15 protein-coding genes are annotated in these 17,366 nt (G+C 64.0%); 1 reads left to right on the forward strand and 14 read right to left on the reverse strand.

Features of this window, described 5'->3' with window-relative positions; all coding sequences use genetic code 11:
• Nucleotides 1-262: 262 nt before the first annotated feature.
• From IM760_RS10095 to ilvC, 4 genes are all read right to left on the reverse strand, one after another.
• Nucleotides 263-862, reverse strand: a complete 600-nt coding sequence (locus IM760_RS10095) for a protein-methionine-sulfoxide reductase heme-binding subunit MsrQ (protein ID WP_204428861.1) — start codon at nucleotides 860-862, stop codon at nucleotides 263-265.
• Entirely contained in the window at nucleotides 862-1,857 is a 996-nt protein-coding gene (gene msrP, locus IM760_RS10100) for a protein-methionine-sulfoxide reductase catalytic subunit MsrP (protein WP_204428863.1), read from the reverse strand. The genes IM760_RS10095 and msrP overlap by 1 nt, the downstream gene beginning before the upstream one ends.
• 68 nt (nucleotides 1,858-1,925) lie before the next feature.
• Nucleotides 1,926-2,726: a CDP-diacylglycerol--serine O-phosphatidyltransferase gene (gene pssA / locus IM760_RS10105; RefSeq protein ID WP_204428865.1), complete on the reverse strand. Its 801-nt coding sequence runs from the start codon at nucleotides 2,724-2,726 to the stop codon at nucleotides 1,926-1,928.
• Between the two features lie 112 nt (nucleotides 2,727-2,838).
• On the reverse strand, nucleotides 2,839-3,855 hold the full coding sequence (gene ilvC / locus IM760_RS10110; RefSeq protein WP_138770868.1) for a ketol-acid reductoisomerase: 1,017 nt from the start codon (nucleotides 3,853-3,855) through the stop codon (nucleotides 2,839-2,841).
• Between the two features lie 124 nt (nucleotides 3,856-3,979).
• On the opposite strand from ilvC, the gene ilvY reads away from it, so the two are divergent.
• Nucleotides 3,980-4,864 (forward strand): HTH-type transcriptional activator IlvY, encoded by an 885-nt coding sequence (gene ilvY / locus IM760_RS10115; RefSeq protein ID WP_204428867.1) that lies wholly within the window; start codon nucleotides 3,980-3,982, stop codon nucleotides 4,862-4,864.
• A gap of 9 nt (nucleotides 4,865-4,873) precedes the next feature.
• Here ilvY and IM760_RS10120 read toward each other — a convergent pair whose 3' ends face one another.
• The 10 genes from IM760_RS10120 to wecB are packed head-to-tail and all read right to left on the reverse strand — an operon-like array spanning nucleotide 4,874 to nucleotide 17,338.
• On the reverse strand, nucleotides 4,874-5,668 hold the full coding sequence (locus IM760_RS10120) for a formyl transferase (RefSeq protein ID WP_204428869.1): 795 nt from the start codon (nucleotides 5,666-5,668) through the stop codon (nucleotides 4,874-4,876).
• Nucleotides 5,665-6,264 carry a sugar transferase gene (locus tag IM760_RS10125; protein WP_204428871.1) on the reverse strand — a complete coding sequence of 200 codons (600 nt, stop codon included), beginning with the start codon at nucleotides 6,262-6,264 and terminating at the stop codon, nucleotides 5,665-5,667. The genes IM760_RS10120 and IM760_RS10125 overlap by 4 nt, the downstream gene beginning before the upstream one ends.
• Nucleotides 6,257-7,522 carry a glycosyltransferase family 4 protein gene (locus IM760_RS10130; RefSeq protein WP_204428873.1) on the reverse strand — a complete coding sequence of 422 codons (1,266 nt, stop codon included), beginning with the start codon at nucleotides 7,520-7,522 and terminating at the stop codon, nucleotides 6,257-6,259. The genes IM760_RS10125 and IM760_RS10130 overlap by 8 nt, the downstream gene beginning before the upstream one ends.
• Nucleotides 7,519-9,396: a heparinase II/III domain-containing protein gene (locus IM760_RS10135; protein WP_204428875.1), complete on the reverse strand. Its 1,878-nt coding sequence runs from the start codon at nucleotides 9,394-9,396 to the stop codon at nucleotides 7,519-7,521. Before IM760_RS10135 ends, IM760_RS10130 begins: the two co-directional genes overlap by 4 nt.
• The gene (locus IM760_RS10140; RefSeq protein WP_204428877.1) at nucleotides 9,393-10,361 is read right to left on the reverse strand and encodes a sulfotransferase family protein; all 969 of its coding nucleotides are present in this window, start codon (nucleotides 10,359-10,361) and stop codon (nucleotides 9,393-9,395) included. Before IM760_RS10140 ends, IM760_RS10135 begins: the two co-directional genes overlap by 4 nt.
• 21 nt (nucleotides 10,362-10,382) lie before the next feature.
• Nucleotides 10,383-11,696 (reverse strand): lipopolysaccharide biosynthesis protein, encoded by a 1,314-nt coding sequence (locus IM760_RS10145; protein ID WP_204428884.1) that lies wholly within the window; start codon nucleotides 11,694-11,696, stop codon nucleotides 10,383-10,385.
• Nucleotides 11,697-11,721: 25 nt separating this feature from the next.
• Nucleotides 11,722-13,020 carry a UDP-N-acetyl-D-mannosamine dehydrogenase gene (gene wecC, locus IM760_RS10150; protein WP_204428886.1) on the reverse strand — a complete coding sequence of 433 codons (1,299 nt, stop codon included), beginning with the start codon at nucleotides 13,018-13,020 and terminating at the stop codon, nucleotides 11,722-11,724.
• A gap of 18 nt (nucleotides 13,021-13,038) precedes the next feature.
• Nucleotides 13,039-15,153: a bi-domain-containing oxidoreductase gene (locus IM760_RS10155; protein ID WP_204428888.1), complete on the reverse strand. Its 2,115-nt coding sequence runs from the start codon at nucleotides 15,151-15,153 to the stop codon at nucleotides 13,039-13,041.
• Nucleotides 15,150-16,211: a glycosyltransferase gene (locus IM760_RS10160; protein ID WP_204428890.1), complete on the reverse strand. Its 1,062-nt coding sequence runs from the start codon at nucleotides 16,209-16,211 to the stop codon at nucleotides 15,150-15,152. The genes IM760_RS10155 and IM760_RS10160 overlap by 4 nt, the downstream gene beginning before the upstream one ends.
• A 56-nt stretch (nucleotides 16,212-16,267) precedes the next feature.
• Complete coding sequence (wecB, locus tag IM760_RS10165; RefSeq protein ID WP_204429072.1) at nucleotides 16,268-17,338, reverse strand: non-hydrolyzing UDP-N-acetylglucosamine 2-epimerase; 1,071 nt, start codon at nucleotides 17,336-17,338, stop codon at nucleotides 16,268-16,270.
• Nucleotides 17,339-17,366 lie beyond the last annotated feature (28 nt).

Raw genomic sequence — 17,366 nt, forward strand, 5'->3', positions numbered from 1 at the left:
TTGACTTGTTCAAAGCCGATGTCTATTGAGACATCCAACTCCGAACAGGTCCCACGCGTTTGCTTGCCTGATTGTTAAAGAACGTTTGGAAGCGCTTGGCTTCCCGACCCGGCCGCTGCTGCTTGGCTGCGTCCGCCGTCGTTGTGGGAGCGCATTCTAGGGATTTGCGGAGAGCCGTCAACACTTTTTTCATCACGGATTCATCAAATGGTCAGAACTTGATCATGACGATGAAAAAAGCATCTTTCCAGGCCCAAACCGCTCATTTTCCAGGCAAAAACCGTCCGCGCAGCCGGTAGGCCACCAGCACCAGCGCCACCGCCAGAAACGCCAGTGATTCACCGAAACCGGATTTCTGCACCCAGAACTGATGAACCAGCGCCAACGGCAGGGCCAGAAAGATCAGCCTGTGCAATTTCACCCACCGCTGCCCCATCCTGCGGCGCGCCTTGCGGGTGCTGGTCAGCGCCAGCGGCCACAGCGCCAGCCAGGCAGCGGCGCCGACGATGATATAGGGGCGCTTGCTCAGTTCGGTGGCCAGCCGCCCCGGATCCCAGCCCAGAATCAGCGTGGCCCAGGCCAGGAAGTGCAGACTGGCGTAGATAAACATCCACAATCCGAAGGTGCGTCGCCAGATCACCAGGGCGGGAACATTGAGCAAGCGCGCCGCCGGGCGCATGGTCAGGCACACCAGCAACAGCACCAGAGCCCACCAGCCCAGGGCATTGACCAGCGCCGCCACCGGATCCGGGCCGCTGGCGCCGGTGAGGCCCTGCCACAGCACCCAGGCCAGGGGCAGCGCCCCCAGGGGCCAGGCGATCCAGGTCCAGGCCTTCGGGCTCCTGCCCTTACCCGCCGCCATCAGTAGTTCTTTCTCAGGTCCATGCCCTTGTACAGGCCGGCCACCTGATCGTAGCCATTGAACAGCTCGGTGGGTTGCCAGTTCGGATTGAACAGGGAGTTGGGCAGGCGCCGCTCCCGGGACTGGGACCAGCGCGGGTGATCCACTTCCGGGTTCACGTTGGCGTAGAAACCGTATTCCCTCGGCGCCAGCAGATTCCAGGTGGTCTCCGGGCGCTTCTCGGTGAATTCGATGCGCACGATCGATTTGATCGACTTGAAGCCGTACTTCCAGGGCACCACCAGCCGCATCGGCGCGCCGTTCTGGTTGGGCAACGTGCGCCCGTACAGGCCGATGGCCATCAGGGTCAGCGGATGCATGGCCTCGTCCAGGCGCAGGCCTTCCCGGTAGGGAAAATCGATGCCGGTGAACGGCGAGTCCACGCCGGGCATCTGCTTGGGATCGGCCAGGGTGGTGAAGGCCACGTAGCGGGCCTTGCTGGTGGGCTGCAGTTTCTTGAGCAGCGACGCCATCGGGATCCCCACCCAGGGAATCACCATGGACCAGGCCTCCACGCAGCGCAGCCGGTAGATACGCTCTTCCACCGGCAGCCCCTTGAGCAGATCTTCCAGGTCGAAGGTGCCGGTGCGCTCGGCGGCGCCGGCCACGGTGACCTGCCAGGGGTGGGTTTTCAGGCCACCGGCGTGGGCCGCCGGGTCGTCCTTGCCGGTGCCGAACTCGTAGAAGTTGTTGTAGTGGGTGACGTCGTCGAAGGGAGTGAGCTTCTCGTCGGTGCGCGGCTCACCGGCTTTGGCGCCGGACACCTGCTGGCGCAACCAGGCCGGGCGCGAGCCGTCCTCGGCGGCCGGGTCCACGGTGCGCGCCCAGGCCGGGGTGGCGGCGAACAGGCCGGCCAGCCCGCCCAGAATCATCAGCTCACGGCGCTTGAGATAAACGGATTCCGGGGTGATTTCGGAGCTTTTCGGGTCATTTCGGTGGCGTTTTCGAATCAGCACGGTTCGATCTCCTGTTCGGCCACTCGGCGGGAGCGGCGAATCCGTTAGAGAGGCGAACCGCGCTTTTGTTACACGGACTTCTTGCGCAGCCGCCAGAGATTCAGCAGCAGACCGGTGACCACATAGACCACGGCCACGGTCAGCAGCACCAGCGGCGGGTCCAGGAATACGATGGCGAATGCCACGATCACGCCCAGCAGCACCTTGAAGGGCACCCGCCCAATATGAAACTCCTTGAACGAGTGGTAGCGCACCGAGGACACCATCAGCAGACCGGCGCCGGCTACCGTGAAGGCTACCAGCCAGGAGATGTCGTTTCCGTCAACGCCACGGCTGGCGCCCAGCCACACCAGGGTGGCCACCAGGCCAGCGCCGGTGGGGCTGGGCAGCCCGATAAAGAAGCGCTTGTCGGTGCTCTCCGCCTGCACATTGAAACGGGCCAGCCGCAGGGCGGCACAGGCCAGGTAGATGAAGGCGGCCATCCAGCCGAACTTGCCCAGCTCGGACAGGCCCCAGGAGTAGGCCACCAACCCCGGCGCCACGCCGAAGGCCACGCAGTCCGACAGCGAGTCGTACTCCGCGCCGAACTTGCTCTGGGTGTTGGTGAGGCGCGCCACGCCACCATCCAGACCATCGAGAATACCGGCCACGATAATGCCCACCGCGGCCGCCTCGAACAGGCCGTTCATGGCCGCGACGATGGCGTAGAAGCCGGCGAACAGGGCGCCGGTGGTGAACAGGTTGGGCAGCAGGTACACCCCCTTGTGGCGGGCGCCGGTGCGTTCGGCTTCCACCACCTCGAAGGCGTCGGGCGCGCGGTCACCGGTCTCGGGGGAACGGTCCTGGGGACGGTCTTGATGCTCGGCCATGGTTGCTCACGGTTATGGGCGTTGCCGCTAGTCTACCCCAGGCACCGGACGCAAAAAACGCGCCCGGGGGCGCGTTTTTGCAAAGCTTGAGGCCGCCAAGGGGCGGCGCGCTTCAGTTCTTGGACTTGTCGACGATCTGATTGGCCTGGATCCAGGGCATCATGTTACGCAGACGCTCGCCCACCTGCTCGATGGGGTGCTCGGCGTTCTGACGACGGCGGGCGGTCATGCTCGGGTAGTTGAGGCCGCCTTCGCTGATGAACATCTTCGCGTATTCGCCGCTCTGAATGCGCTTGAGCGCGTTGCGCATGGCTTCGCGGGACTGCTCGTTGATGATCTCCTTGCCGGTGGTGTATTCACCGAACTCGGCGTTGTTGGAGATCGAGTAGTTCATGTTGGCGATGCCGCCTTCGTACATCAGGTCGACGATCAGCTTGAGCTCGTGCAGACACTCGAAGTAGGCCATTTCCGGCGCGTAGCCGGCTTCCACCAGGGTCTCGAAACCGGCTTTCACCAGCTCCACGGTGCCGCCACACAGAACCGCCTGTTCGCCGAACAGGTCGGTTTCGGTCTCGTCCTTGAAGGTGGTTTCGATGATGCCGGTACGGCCGCCGCCGATGCCGCAGGCGTAGGACAGCGCCAGGTCCTTGGCCTGACCGGAGGCGTCCTGGAAGATCGCGATCAGATCAGGAATACCACCACCACGGGTGAACTCCGTGCGCACGGTGTGGCCGGGTGCCTTGGGCGCCACCATGATCACGTCCAGGTCCTTGCGCGGCACGATCTGGTTGTAGTGGATGCAGAAGCCGTGGGCGAAGGCCAGGGTGGCGCCCTGCTTCAGGTTCGGCTCGATCTCGTTCTGGTAGATGGCGGACTGGTTCTCGTCCGGGGCCAGCACCATTACCACGTCGGCGGCTTTTACCGCTTCCGGCACGCTCTTCACGGTGAGGCCGGCGCCTTCCGCCTTGGCCGCGGAGGAAGAGCCTTCACGCAGTGCCACCACGACGTCGACACCGGATTCCTTCAGGTTGTTGGCGTGGGCGTGGCCCTGGGAACCGTAGCCGATGATGGCCACTTTCTTGCCCTGGATGAGGGAAAGGTCACAATCCTTATCGTAGTAGACTTGCATGGTGTTGCCCCGAATGCTGGTGAATGAATTCTGGTGATTACCAAGGGCCCACACCTTAGGCCATGCCCGGCGTTGCGTAAAATGATATATTCGCAACACAGCATGCCGGATTTCGGAACGCCCCATGGACACCCGCCCCCTTCGCCTGTTTCTCGCCCTGGCCGAGACCCTGCACTTCGGCCGCGCCGGCGACCGCTGCCACATGAGTCCATCGGCGGTGAGCCGCACCATCCGCCAGTTGGAGGACGAGCTGGGCGTGGCCCTGTTTCTGCGCGATAACCGCAGCGTGCGCCTGACCCGCGAGGGGCGCCGCTTCCAGGACTACGCGCGGGAAGCCCTGGCCCAGTGGGACAGCCTGCGACACTCCATGCAGGAGGCCGGCCGGGTGCTGCACGGAGAGCTCAGCCTGTATTGCTCGGTGACCGCCAGCTACAGCTTTCTCTACGACATCCTCAGCCGCTTCCGCACCGACTACCCGGGCATCGAAATCAAGCTGCACACCGGCGACCCGGCCCACGCCCAGGACCGGGTGCTCACCGGCCGCGAGGACATCGCCATCGGCGCCCGCCCGGACGGCGCCCTGCCCCGCGGCATGGCGTTCCGCCCGATTCTGCGCTCGCCGCTGCTGTTCATCGCGCCCAGCGATCAGCCGGAGCTGGCCGCCTCGCTGTCCGGCGCGGCGCGGCCGGAGGCCTGGCGCGACGTACCCATGATTCTGTCGGAACAGGGCCTGTCCCGGCAGCGCCTGGATCAGTGGTTCCGTGTCCTGGGGGTGGCGCCCCGCATTTACGCCCAGGTGAGCGGCAACGAGGCCATCGTCAGCATGGTGAGTCTGGGCTTCGGGGTGGGCGTGGCGCCGCGCATCGTGCTCGAACGCAGCCCGCTGGCGGAGCGCACCCGTGCCCTGCAGGTGACGCCCGCCCTGGCGGATTATGAAGTGGGGCTGTTCACGCGCGAGAAGCGCCTTACCGATCCGGTGATCCAGGCGTTCTGGTCGCAGCTGCGCTGAACCGGCGGCTCAGGACGGATCGGTGAACAGATTGCTGCTGGACGGGTCCGCCAGGGACTGCAGGATGGCGCGGCTGACCAGGGTGCATTTGACCCCGTTGACCATCCGGTAGGCGCCGTCGTAGGGCGGGAACCAGAAGGCGCGGATCTTGCGCTCCACGTCGTCGCCGTCGCGCACCTCTTTCATCGCTTCCATCTCCGCCCGGCTCACATAGCGACCGCCGTGGTTGGGGGTGGTGGGCAACGGCGACGAGTCCGCCAGCAGGCGCTCGGTGACCGCCTGGAAGCCCGCCAGCAGCTGCGGCTGGGACTTGGCTTCCAGGCTGCGCGCGGTTTCGTGGTCCCGGTCCACCGGGAAGGTGCGCACCTCGATGATCGCGCCGGTATCAATGTCCTCGTCCACATAGTGGGCGGTCACCGCCCACTCGGGCCGGTCCTCGAGAATCGCCAGGTTATAGCCGGCGGTGCCCTTGTACTCCGGCAGCGGCGCCGGGTGGAAATTCACCACGCCCCGCGCGCAGCGCTCCAGCAGCGGCCGGCGGATCTTCTGCCAGTAGAGCATGGACAGGCCCAGGTCCACTTGTAGATCGCCGGCGGCCACCTTCGCCTCCATGTTGTCCCGGTCGAGAATCGGCACGCCGGCGGCGCGGGCCACGTCGCTGGTGGGCGACACGGACAGATGACTGTCGGTGATCACCCCCACCACCTGAACGTCGTCGCGGGCCAGCAGCCAGCGCAGCGCCTCGGCGGCCACCGGCTTGCGGCCCATGAACAGTACCCGGATTCTGGAAGCGTCATGGGTCATGGTTCATCGTTCCCCTGAAAATAATCGGTGGTGGCGTGCCCGTCCTTGGCGACGCCGTCCCGTTTGAGGACGGCGCCCACGGTGCGCGCCAGGATACGCAGGTCCAGCCACAGGCTGCGATGGTCCACGTACCACACGTCGAGATCGAATTTTTCCTGCCAGGAGATGTTGTTGCGGCCGTTCACCTGGGCCCAGCCGGTGACCCCGGGGCGCACCTCATGGCGGCGGCGCTGGTGGGCGTTGTACAGCGGCAGATAGCTCATCAGCAGCGGACGCGGGCCCACCAGGCTCATGTCGCCACGCAGCACGTTGATCAGTTCCGGCAGTTCGTCCAGGCTGCTGTCACGCAGAAAGCGGCCGAACGGCACCAGCCGTTCCGCGTCCGGCAGCAACTCCCCGTTGCCGTCGCGAGCGTCGGTCATGGTGCGGAACTTCATCATCTGGAAGGGCTTGCCGTGCAGCCCGGGGCGGGTCTGGCGAAACAGCACCGGCGCCCCCAGCTTGACCCGCACCAGCGCGGCCAGCGCCAGCAGCACCGGCGACAGCACCAGCAGGGCGCCGCCGGCGACCACCACATCCAGCGAACGTTTAATCATGGCCGCTCTCCTCCGCCGGCCGCGCCGGCGCCCGGCCTTCCACCAGCCAGCCCACGAAGTCACGGCCCAGGGCGTCCCGGTCAAAGCGACGCCGCGCCAATGCCAGGGCCGCCTCGCCGCGGGCGGCCAGGGCGGCGCGGTCGTCGGCGGCGGCTTCCAGAGCGTCGGCGAAGGCCGCCGGGTCGTCCGGCGGCACCGCGAACCCGCAACCGCTGGCCTCGATCATGGACGCCAACCAGCCCGGGTAGTTGTTCAGCACCGGCAGGCCGGCGGAAATATAGTCAAAAAACTTGTTCGGCGAGGTGCCGTAGTAGAAGGCCGGCACATTGGCGAGAATCTGCATGCCCAGATCGGCGGCGGCCATCAGCCCGGCCAGATCCGCCTTGCCCACCGGGTCATGGAACACCATGGCGCCGCCCTGGGCGGCATCCAGCTTTTCCCGGCGCGCCCGCTCCAGCAGGGCCGGCTTGCGCATGCCCTGCCCTACCAGCACCAGCTTGATGTCGTGGCGGCCCCGGCGGCGCAGTTCGGCGGCGGCGTCCAGCACCGCGTCCAGCCCGTTGGCCAGACCATGGGTGCCGGTGAAAATCGCCATCAGGTCCGCTTCGCCCACGCCCTCCGGTCGCCAGGGCGAGCCGGCGTTGCCGAAAATGCGGAAGTCACAGCCATTGGGAATCATGGCGATGCGCTCGTCGGCGATGCCGCGCCGGCGGATGCCTTCCGCCATGCCCGGCGACAGCGCCACCAGCCGCTGGGCGGAATGGTAGGAGGTCCACTCCAGCCCGCTCATCAGCGTCAGCACCAGGGGATTGCGGATCACCCCCATGGCCTTGGGCAGCTCCGGCCACAGATCACGCACCTCGAACACGAACGTCTTGCCGCGCAGCCAGCGCGCCACGATGCCCGGCAGGCCCGCGGTCAGCGGCGTGCTGGTGGCGAACACCACGTCGTAACGGCGGGTCAGCGCCACCGCCACGCTGCGCAGCGCGAACAGGAGAAACAGCCCGGCCCGCTTCAGGAAGCTGTCGGCGTTGGCATAGGCCAGATCGAACTCCAGCACCTGGATGCCATCCACCGTGCCTTCCCGGCGCCCCCGCCGGAACGGCCCGTCCAGGCCGGTTTGCCCGCCGTGGTAGGAGCCGCACACCATGGTCACCTGATGGCCGGCGTCGATCAGCCGCCGGGCCATCTCGTAGGACCGGGTGCCGGCGGACCCGCTGGGGGTGGAAAAATGCTGGTGAAAATACAGAACCTTCATTCCGGAAACGCCCACTCCGTGGTCAAGGTGCCCGCCTCGCCGATTTCGATTTCCAGCACCGGCAGCGGGCTTTTGCGACTGTAATAACGGGACTCCCAGCCTTCCACCAGGCGCCGCTCCCGGATCGGCACGGTGGCGCTGACCGTCAGGGTTCGCGGACCGCACACCAGGGTCTCATCATCCTGCCAGCGCCACTCGCCCGGGGGCAGGCGCCAGCGCAGCACCGCCCGCGCGCGGAAGCCGGCCACCCGGTCCTGCACGGTCAGGCGGTTCGGCGCCACCCGTACCTGGCGGTGGTGCTCCGCCCCCCGCCAGTCCCGATAGCCGGCGGCCATGGTCACGCAGCCGGACCCGGCGTCGTCCGGCCCCGCCACCGCTTCCGCGCTTGGCCAGGCGCCAAACAGAAAACGGCCCAGGCGCGGCATCTGGTCGCGGTCGTCGAACTGCACGGTATTGTGCGCGGCGACGCCGGGAAAATACCGGTTCCAGTCCGGCCCGTCATCCGCCGGCGGGTTATAGCTATAGGTGCCGGCGTCACGCAGCAGGTTCTTGCCGTGCAACCACAGGTCCAAATGGAGCAGATCGCTCTGCGCCGGCCGGAAACGGAAACGGGGATAGCGGAGCAGCGCCAGCACCCCGCCGGTGCGCGCCACCAGATAGCCGCCGTCCGCGTAGCGGGCGCTGCGGCCCCACGGCTGGTGGCGGGCCGGTAGCGGCAGATCCAGCCAGGCCAGCACCTCGTCCGCCGCCGGGCAATCGGTGTAGGCACGGGCGTCGGCGAACAGCGCGGTGGCCAGTTGCACGGACGGGCGAAAATCCCGGTAGTCGCTGTCGGTGAGCGGCAGGAAACGGGCGCCGTCGTTGGCGCCCAGATTGGGCGCATCGCCGTTGAGCGGGTCGGTCAGATTGCCGAGCCAGGCGGTGGCGGCCCGGGCGCGCCGCAGAAAGCGGTCGGAAAACGGCCGGCGCCCCAGCGCCCGGCGCCAGCGCTCGGCCATGCTCAGGGTATCCAGCAACACGCGATGGTAGGTCACCGAGTGCTGGCTGAAACTGCCGTCCTCACCGATCAGGCGCGCCGCCCGGTTTTCCAGCCAGCGCCGCCCGCGCCGCTCCCAGGCGGCGCCGCCCGGCAGCCCCAGGTCCGCCAGCCAGCTGCCGCCCACGAACAGGGCGGCGGCCTCGGAGGTGCCGTGATTGTTGTCCTGGGCCAGGGCGTAATGAAGCGTGGGCGCGATGCGGGTCAGGTGCGCCGAGATCAGCGCCGCCAGGCCCGGCTCCGGTGTCTCCACCTGCCCCAGCAGCAGCGCCGCCATGGCCAGATGCAGCACCCGGATCGACGCCTCCTGGCCGCACTTCCAGTTGGGCCCCAGCCAGGGCGGATTGGCCCGGGCCGCGTCCGTCAGCCAGTGGTTGAGTCGCGCCAGGGCTTCCTCGCGCCGTTCCTGGTCCGGCGCCGCCAGCGCCTGCTGGGCGGCGGCCAGCACCCAGTCGTAGCGGGACGCTTCCCAGACACCCTTGATGTCGCCCACGCCCGCGTCGAAATCACCGATCCGCCACCAGGGCCGGCGCGGATCCGGCACCGCCTGGCCGCTGATCAGGCTGCGCGACCAATCCGGCGGCGCGGCCATGGCTCCCTCCCAGGGCGCCACCCGCAGACCAAACGCCTCCGGCCACGCATACCAGCCCTCCCGCGGCGTGCGCTCCGGACGCAACCGCTCCGGCACCCGGAAAAACGGCCCGGACACCGCCGCCGGCGGCCGCCGCACCGCCCGGTTCAGCCCGACGCGCAGGCTGAGCCGGTACAGCAGTACCCGGGCGATATTGACGGGCCCAAGGCGCCAGGCGGTACGCAAAAGCAGTGCCGGAGGGCTCACCGATACCCCATCCTTTGGTTCAACCAACCGGCGTAACGATCAAACTCAGCCAGATCCGCACTACTGAGTTGTTCCCTCCAGCGCTCGTCGAATCTGATCCGGGTGATGCCCTCACGATCCAGGCGCGCGGGGTTACCGCTGATGTTGTGTTTTCCATCCTTGCTTTCCATCGCCTGGTCAGCGCATTGTTCTGGCAAGCCGACGAATTCACAAAGACGCCTCAGCGTCGCGACGGGTTCGGTGGCCAGATCTTCGTATCGCAAAGTCAGTGTGTGTTCAGATTTGATCGTCAACAACATCCCGAGCCTGTAAAACAGGCGGCGACGCCATTCACGCGCGTAGTGAGCGACAGACCGGGGTATGCGGCGTTGATAGGACGCCACGATGGCGCGACCGTCACGGACCAGGTGAACCACACGAAGGGATTGCCCTTCTCCCATCGCTGACTGAGTCATATAGAGCGCTTTCATTCGCAACGGTGATTTCGACGAATCCACAATCACCCTGGAGCCGGTCTGCTCTTCCAGCGCCAGAAAAACACGCCAGCTACGCAGGGTTGCCAGCCAGGCGTCAGCGACATGGGAGTTGAACCGCGCGACTCGGAACAGACGCGAGGATCCCAGCAACAACAGTAGCGGCAGCAAAAAGCCTGCATAAAACCTCTGGCCGAGATTTCCCAAATGCGTTTTGTAATCGGCCCAGAAAGAGCGCCGACTTTCGCCCTCACGTCCTTCTCTGGTTCTCAAACGATCACACACCGGGCCCCACAACGAGCATTCGTTGATGTCCGCGCCACAGGTGCAAATCTGTTCCGCGTCGTCGGAGGAAGCCCAGCGGGCAATTCGCTCGATTTCGCCCGTGGAGATTGCTCCCTCCATGTTGCCGACCAGAGTATCCAGCAAGGTTGTGCCCGAATGACCATGGGCAACGATGTACAAAATAGTCGCGTGATTGGTGCTGGCCAAGGTGGCCTCCCATCATTGGATTCAGCAACCCCCCGGCTTGACGCCGAGGGCGGGTAACGGATTGGGTAGCGGCAAGGTCCAGACTCCCAGGCGTCGCCAGACGTACCAGACCGCCAATAGATTCTGGGCCACCAGAGTGATGGCCAAGGCGAGAGCGGCGCCAAAGGCGCCAAAACCAGGAATCAGTACGAGGAACAGTGTCAGGCTCAAGGTGGCACAGATCAAGCTGATGTTACGCATAAGCTTTTCATGTCCCGACATATTAAGAACGAAGCCCACCGAGCCACAAAGGACGTTCACCAACTGCGCCAGGGCGATAAGTCGCAACAGCGACGCGGCGCCGGCAAACCCCTCGCCAAGCCATGTCAGGACCCATTCGGGAACGAGCATTAGCACAACCAACAGAGGCGCCGCCAGTAATGTGCCGAACAGCGCCCCTTGTCGGGCCAGACGACCAAGTCCCGTCAAGTCGCCGCGATGATACAGCGCCGCGAAACGAGGGGGGAAAACCGCATTAAGCGCGACCAGAACAAAGCTGACGGCGGTTCCCAGTTGCTGGGCGGCCCGGAACAATCCCAACTCTGCACTGGCGAGCAACCAACCTGCCAATAGCACACCGAGGACCGACTGCATTAGCATCGCCAGGTTGGTGAAAAAGAACGCCTGACCGGTAGCGAAGAAAGCACGTGGCGTCAGGGCGGCCGGCCCGGCCTTTCTCTCCGCCCCGCCCCGCACCCAGACCATTAGAGGCCAGAACGCCAACATCAGTAACCCCCAAGCGGCCAGTGCGTAGGCGCCGCCAAGGGCCGTTAAACCTTGGCGTGGCCACCATGCTTGCAAACTCCACAGCACCACTACCGTTGCAAGCGCAATGCCTCCGTTTTCCAACAAAGAGGCCAGCGCCGGTCTGTGCAGCCCTTTAAACAGTCCCGCCAGCACGAAAGCAAGTGTAAAAGGGGGCAGTGCCAAGGCGATCCCTGGAAGGACCTGGTCCAGACCAGGAGCATCGAAAAAGAAGGTGAGTGGTGTTCGCAGTAAAACCAGGCTCAGCGCCGCAACAACACTGGCAATCGATGCGGTCTGTAGAGCCCAGCGCAAATAGCGGCGAAGATGCGGGTCACCAGGATCACGTCCCGCATATCTCATCAGCGCCCCGCCTAGCCCGTATCGGGCCAGCGTGGCAAGACCGAGCAGCAGACTCTGCGCGAGAGCCAACACGCCAACACCAGCAGGCCCGTACCATCTTCCAACCAGCGCCATGAGCAACAATGAGCCCAGCACCGCCGCGCCACGAGCGACAAATGTACGAATCAGTGCGGGGCCGAGACGACTCATCGTCGAAACACCATTCAAACGGCGATTATGCAGAGGGGCTGGACCAAAGGCCGCAGGTATCAATTACCGTACGCCCTTCAAGAGCGGCACGATCAATGGCGACGAAAGAACGATGCGCCACCAACGCCACCAGGATGTCCGCATCAGCGAGCGCGGCCTCAATATTGACCAACTGTGCTCTCATACCACTCAAAGTGTCCGGCAACGCTTTGATGTTGGGCTCGACCGCGAGCACCTTCCCGGGATGGTCGCAAGCGACTTTTTCGACGATATCCAGAGCCGGGCTCTCGCGCAGATCATCGATATCCGGTTTGAAAGCCAACCCGAAAAACGCAATTGACAGATCGGCGGCACGAGCATCGGGCCGGCATTGTAATGCCCCCGCCACGGCCACTTTAATTTTTTCCACCACCCAGTCCGGCTTGCCGCTATTGACGTTGCGAGCCGCCCGGATCAAACGCGCCTGATCAGGAGTCTGACTGACGATGAACCACGGATCGACCGCGATACAGTGCCCCCCCACTCCTGGGCCGGGTTGCAGAATATTCACTCGGGGGTGGCGATTAGCGAGCTTTATCAATTCCCAGACGTTGATATCGAGCCGTTCGGCGATGATCGATAGCTCATTCGCGAAAGCGATGTTCACATCCCTGAAGGCATTCTCTGTGAGCTTGGCCATTTCCGCCGTGCGGGCGGTCGTCAAAAGGCATTCACCGCGAACAAAATGTTGATACAAATCCCGTGCCGCACGCGCACAGGCCGGCGTCATACCTCCGATGATACGATCATTCTCAATCAACTCATGCATGATGCGTCCGGGAAGAACCCTTTCCGGACAATGCGCCACCCGGATGTCCGCGGCTTCTCCGGCATTCTGCGGAAAGCTAAGATCCGGTCTCGCCCCGGCCAGCCATTCCGCCAATTGCTCCGTCGCGCCAACCGGAGAGGTGGACTCGAGAATCACAAGATCACCGCGTTTCAGAACCGGTGCCACCGACTCCGCCGCAGCTTGAATGTAACTCAGATCAGGGTCAGGCACCGCGTCCGGATCGGCTTGGCGTTTAAACGGCGTGGGTACGGCGATCAGAAACGCGTCCGCCTGTTCTGGCTCTGTCGTGGCACGGAGGTAACCTTCCTTGACAGCCGCATGTACGGCGATATCCAGCTCTGGTTCGACGATATGAATTTCTCCGCGGTTGATGGTCTCCACCGCCTTCCGGTTCACATCCACACCGACTACATTGACGCGACGACCGGCGAAGACGGCCGCGGTCGGCAAGCCAATGTATCCGAGCCCCACCACACACACCGTATTGAATATCATCGAAGTCAAATCCTCACTTTATCCAAGCTGAACTTGCTGCGCAGCTTCCAATGTCACACGCGACACCTCAAACAATTCCTGAACAGGAACAGGTGCCTCTCCTCCCTGCTGCACCGCCCGCATAAATGCGGATGCACAGGCTTTTTGGCCCTTATCCTGTCGCCACAGCTTCTGGCCGCCGATTCCGGACCAGCCGAAAGCACGGAGCTTACGAAAATTATCAAGGCTCAAAATCCGGCCATTGGAAAAAACCTCGATCCTCTCTTTCGGATAGCGCGCGTGCCCGTTGGTAACATAATGCAGCGTACCGATAGAGCCATTCTCAAACGTCAAGGTAAGAACGACATTGTCTCCATCGCCACCACGTGCGACTACCCCGTCTATCGGCGCGCCGGCGAGATGCCGCATCAGGTCGATAAAATGACACCCCTCGCCGACCAGCCGCCCGCCACCCATCCGCGGATCACGCGTCCAATGACCATCGGGCAATTCGCCGGCATTGACGGTACATATCAGGGTACAGGGCGCACTTTGCCCGGCCAGGAGCTTCTTCATCGTCTGAATATGGGGAGCGAATCGCCGGTTGAAGCCCACCATAAGCTGGCGAGGCTCTCCATCGGCCAGGCCGGCATTCCATACCGACTCGATATCGGCCAGTTGCTCCATGGTCAAAGCCAAGGGCTTTTCGACAAAGACGTGCTTCCCGGCGCTCAGGGCTCTCGTAACCAGCTCCGCATGACTGTCGTGGCGTGTCGCCACCACCACAACGTTAGTCGCGGGATCATGCAGCAATCGTTCGATATCGGAAGAAGCGGAGGCGAAACCAGACGTTTTGCCGTGGATCACACTACTGAGACCGCCGGAATTCACCAACGATGAGAACTGCGCACCCGCCTCACGAAAAGCCGGAATCAGAACCCGTGATGCATAATTTCCCGCCCCGATAAAACCGACCACCGGTTGACCTGGCTGAAAACTCGGTGACGGTTTCAATGAAACAGTAGTCTCGGCGCGCTCTCCGACCGTGCTCGGGTCGTATTCCAGCAACAATCCTAATGCTGAGCGGGCCTCGGTGAGCGTGCGGTAGGCTTCCGCCGCCTGTTCAAAAGGGAACCGGTGACTGATTAGCGGCGAAACGTCCAGTCGCCCTTCGGCCAGCATCGCCAGCACCGCTTCAAAATTCCGCTGTTCTGTCCACCGCACCAGCCCATAGGGATAGTCCTGGCCTTTCTCTTCATAATCCGAATCGTAGCGCCCGGGGCCATAGGAACAGGAGACTTGAAAGGAGAGCTCTTTCTCGTAGAAATCAGCCCGATTAAGCTCCAGGCCGGTCACACCGACGAGAACAATGCGCCCCCGTTGACGGCACATGCGGGCCGCCTGCGTAACAGGGTCGCTGGAGCGGGAAGAGGCGGTAATCAGTACGCCATCCACGCCACGGCCATCGCTAACGCGCAATCCCGCGCGAACCGGATCATCGATCGTCGGATTGCAAATCTCCGCACCGAATTGACGGGCAAGAGTCAGCTTCTCATCATCCAGGTCCACCGCCAGAACCCGACAACCTTGTGCGCGAAGTAGCTGTACGGTCAGCAATCCGATCAAGCCGGCCCCGATCACCACGAAGATTTCGCCCAGGGTTGGGACGGCCAGACGCATTCCCTGGAGCCCGATACTCGCAACCACCGTGAAGGCGGCCTGTTCGTCGGTCACCGAATCCGGGATTCGAGCGCACAGTCGTCTTCCAACTCTGACGAGATCGGCGTGCGGTCCGTTCGAAACAATACGGTCACCTGGACGGATATCTTCGATACCACTGCCTACCGAGGTGACCAGTCCCACGTTGCTGTAGCCTAAAGGCAGGGGTTCGCCAAGCTTGGAGCGTACCGCCTCCACGGTGGCGGCGATGCCATCGGTGGCCGCCTTCTCCAGCACCATTCTGACTTTCTCGGGCTGCTGGCGAGCCTTTTCCAGGTAGGAAGCGCGCCCGAAATCGACGAGCATGCGTTCGGTGCCGGCGGAAATCAGTGAACAACGCGTTTCGCTGATCACGGTGCCAGCCTTCAGGGACGGCGCCGGAGCCTCCGTCACCTGGGTGCCGCCCTTGTTGAGGTCCTGGAGAATCTGCTTCATGGCGTATCGGGCTCCTGAGGCAATCGAGCGGCGTGCAGGTCGCCCGCCAACTTTGCCTGTTCATCCGTGTAAGCGTATACGGACATTGGCAGGGCGCGACTGTTGGCCGCCCATTGAGAGATTGCTTCCGGAGCCAGCCCGGCAATCGCGGCCACCGCTTGATCCGGTTTAACGCAATCAAGAACGAGACCGATGCGCAAGGAGGCAACCGCTTGCCCGTCATTACTACCAGCCCGGGTAATGAGCGGGCGCCCAAAAGCGCAGGCCTCATAAAACCGATTGGTTCGCGCCCAGCGAAGATTCCAATCATCATCCTGGATGGGGGCATAACATGCCCAAACCATATCCACGGAGCCGTACAACCGAGGCAGGTCGGCCGGAGACTGATAGGAGCCTTCCACTTCAATATTGCCGCGCGCTTTCAACTCGTTAAGGACGCCTTCCGGCAACATGCTGTACCCCGCCACCCGGATGTGGACCCGCTCACCCAATCCATCGGCGATTGCCATCAGCGCATGGGCTGACCAAACACACCGGAGCAACCCGAAATAACCGATACGGAGAAGGTCACGCGACAACGGCACCGCTGGCACGGATTCGGGTGTGAAATCGATCTTGTTTTCAATGATGTGGTGGGGAAAAGTCTCTCCCAACCATTGGCGATAGTAGATCCCGTAGAAATCCGGCGCGGTGAACACCGCCCCGCGGGCATATCGCACCAGCCAGCGATCCAGCGTGCGAAAGAGCTTTCCCGACAAGCGTGGATCGGTCTGGATATCCCTCACGTCACCGATTTCGAGAAAACAAGGCAGACTACGCCCCATCAGGGCCAAGCGCGTCAGCATCAACGTGTCGAGACCGAAACAGTACACCGCATCCGCACCCCGCAGGCGTCGCTTTAGTAGCGCGCGCGCACGCAGATATACCCACAAGCGGTAAAGATAACGGCCGTGGGGAATGCGGCCGATAATCTCTGTCGGACAATCGGCTGGCCGCCCCTTGTGATAAGGGCGCTCGAAAGCCAGGGCGGTAACCTGCATGCCCTCGGCTTTCAGCATTGATATACGTTTGGCGTATCGCGGGTGACCGGTAACCGGCAATAAACAGACGACGTTCATAAGTCCGCCAGAAAGTCGGCGATGCGGCGGGCGGCCTGGCCATCGCCGTAGGGGTTATGGGCCAGGCTCATGGCCCGCCAGGCGGCGGCGTCGGTGAGCAGGCGGTCGGTCTCATCGAAGATCGCCGTCTCGTCGGTGCCCACCAGCTTCACGGTGCCGGCGTCCAGGGCGTCCGGCCGCTCGGTGGTGTCGCGCATCACCAGCACCGGTTTGCCCAGGGATGGGGCCTCTTCCTGGATGCCGCCGGAGTCGGTGAGGATGACCCGGGCGTTGCTCATCAGCCAGACGAACGGCAGGTAGTCCTGGGGCGCGATCAGATGCACGTTGTCGCGCCGGCCCAGCAAGCGCTTCACCGGCTCCTGCACATTGGGGTTCAGGTGCACCGGGTAAACGAAATCGGTGCCGGGATGGGCGTCCGCCAGCCGCGCCACCGCCCGGCAGATGCGTTCGAAACCGCCGCCGAAGCTTTCCCGCCGGTGGCCGGTGATCAGCACCATCGGTCGCGCCAGCCCGAACGGCAGTCGCTCGCCCAGTTCCGCGCGGAGCGCTTCGTCCTGGTCCAGGCGCGCCTTCACCCACAGCAGCGCGTCGATGACGGTATTGCCGGTGGTCAGAATGGACGCCGGCGCCACGCCCTCGGCCAGCAGCGCGTCACGGGCGGTGTGGGTGGGGGCGAAGTGAGCCCGGGCCAGCACGCCGGTGAGTTTGCGGTTGGCCTCTTCCGGCCAAGGGGACAGCAGGTTGCCGGTGCGCAGCCCCGCTTCCACATGGCCCACCGGGATCTTCTCGTAGAACGCCGCCAGGGTGGCGGCCAGGGTGGTGGTGGTGTCGCCGTGCACCAGCACCATGTCCGGTTGCTCGGCGCGCAGCACCGGGCCCAGACCGAGCAGGATGCGGGAGGTGATCTGATGCAGGTCCTGGCCCGGCGCCATGATGTCCAGATCATGGTCCGGCCGGATGTGGAACAGGGACAGCACCTGGTCCAGCATCTCGCGATGCTGGGCGGTGACGCAGACCCGGCTTTCAAAGCGGTCGTCCGCCGCCAGCGCCTTCACCACCGGCGCCATCTTGATCGCTTCCGGTCGGGTGCCGAAC

The sequence above is a fragment of the Alloalcanivorax marinus genome (assembly GCF_016906305.1).
Classification (GTDB): Bacteria; Pseudomonadota; Gammaproteobacteria; order Pseudomonadales; family Alcanivoracaceae; genus Alloalcanivorax; species Alloalcanivorax marinus.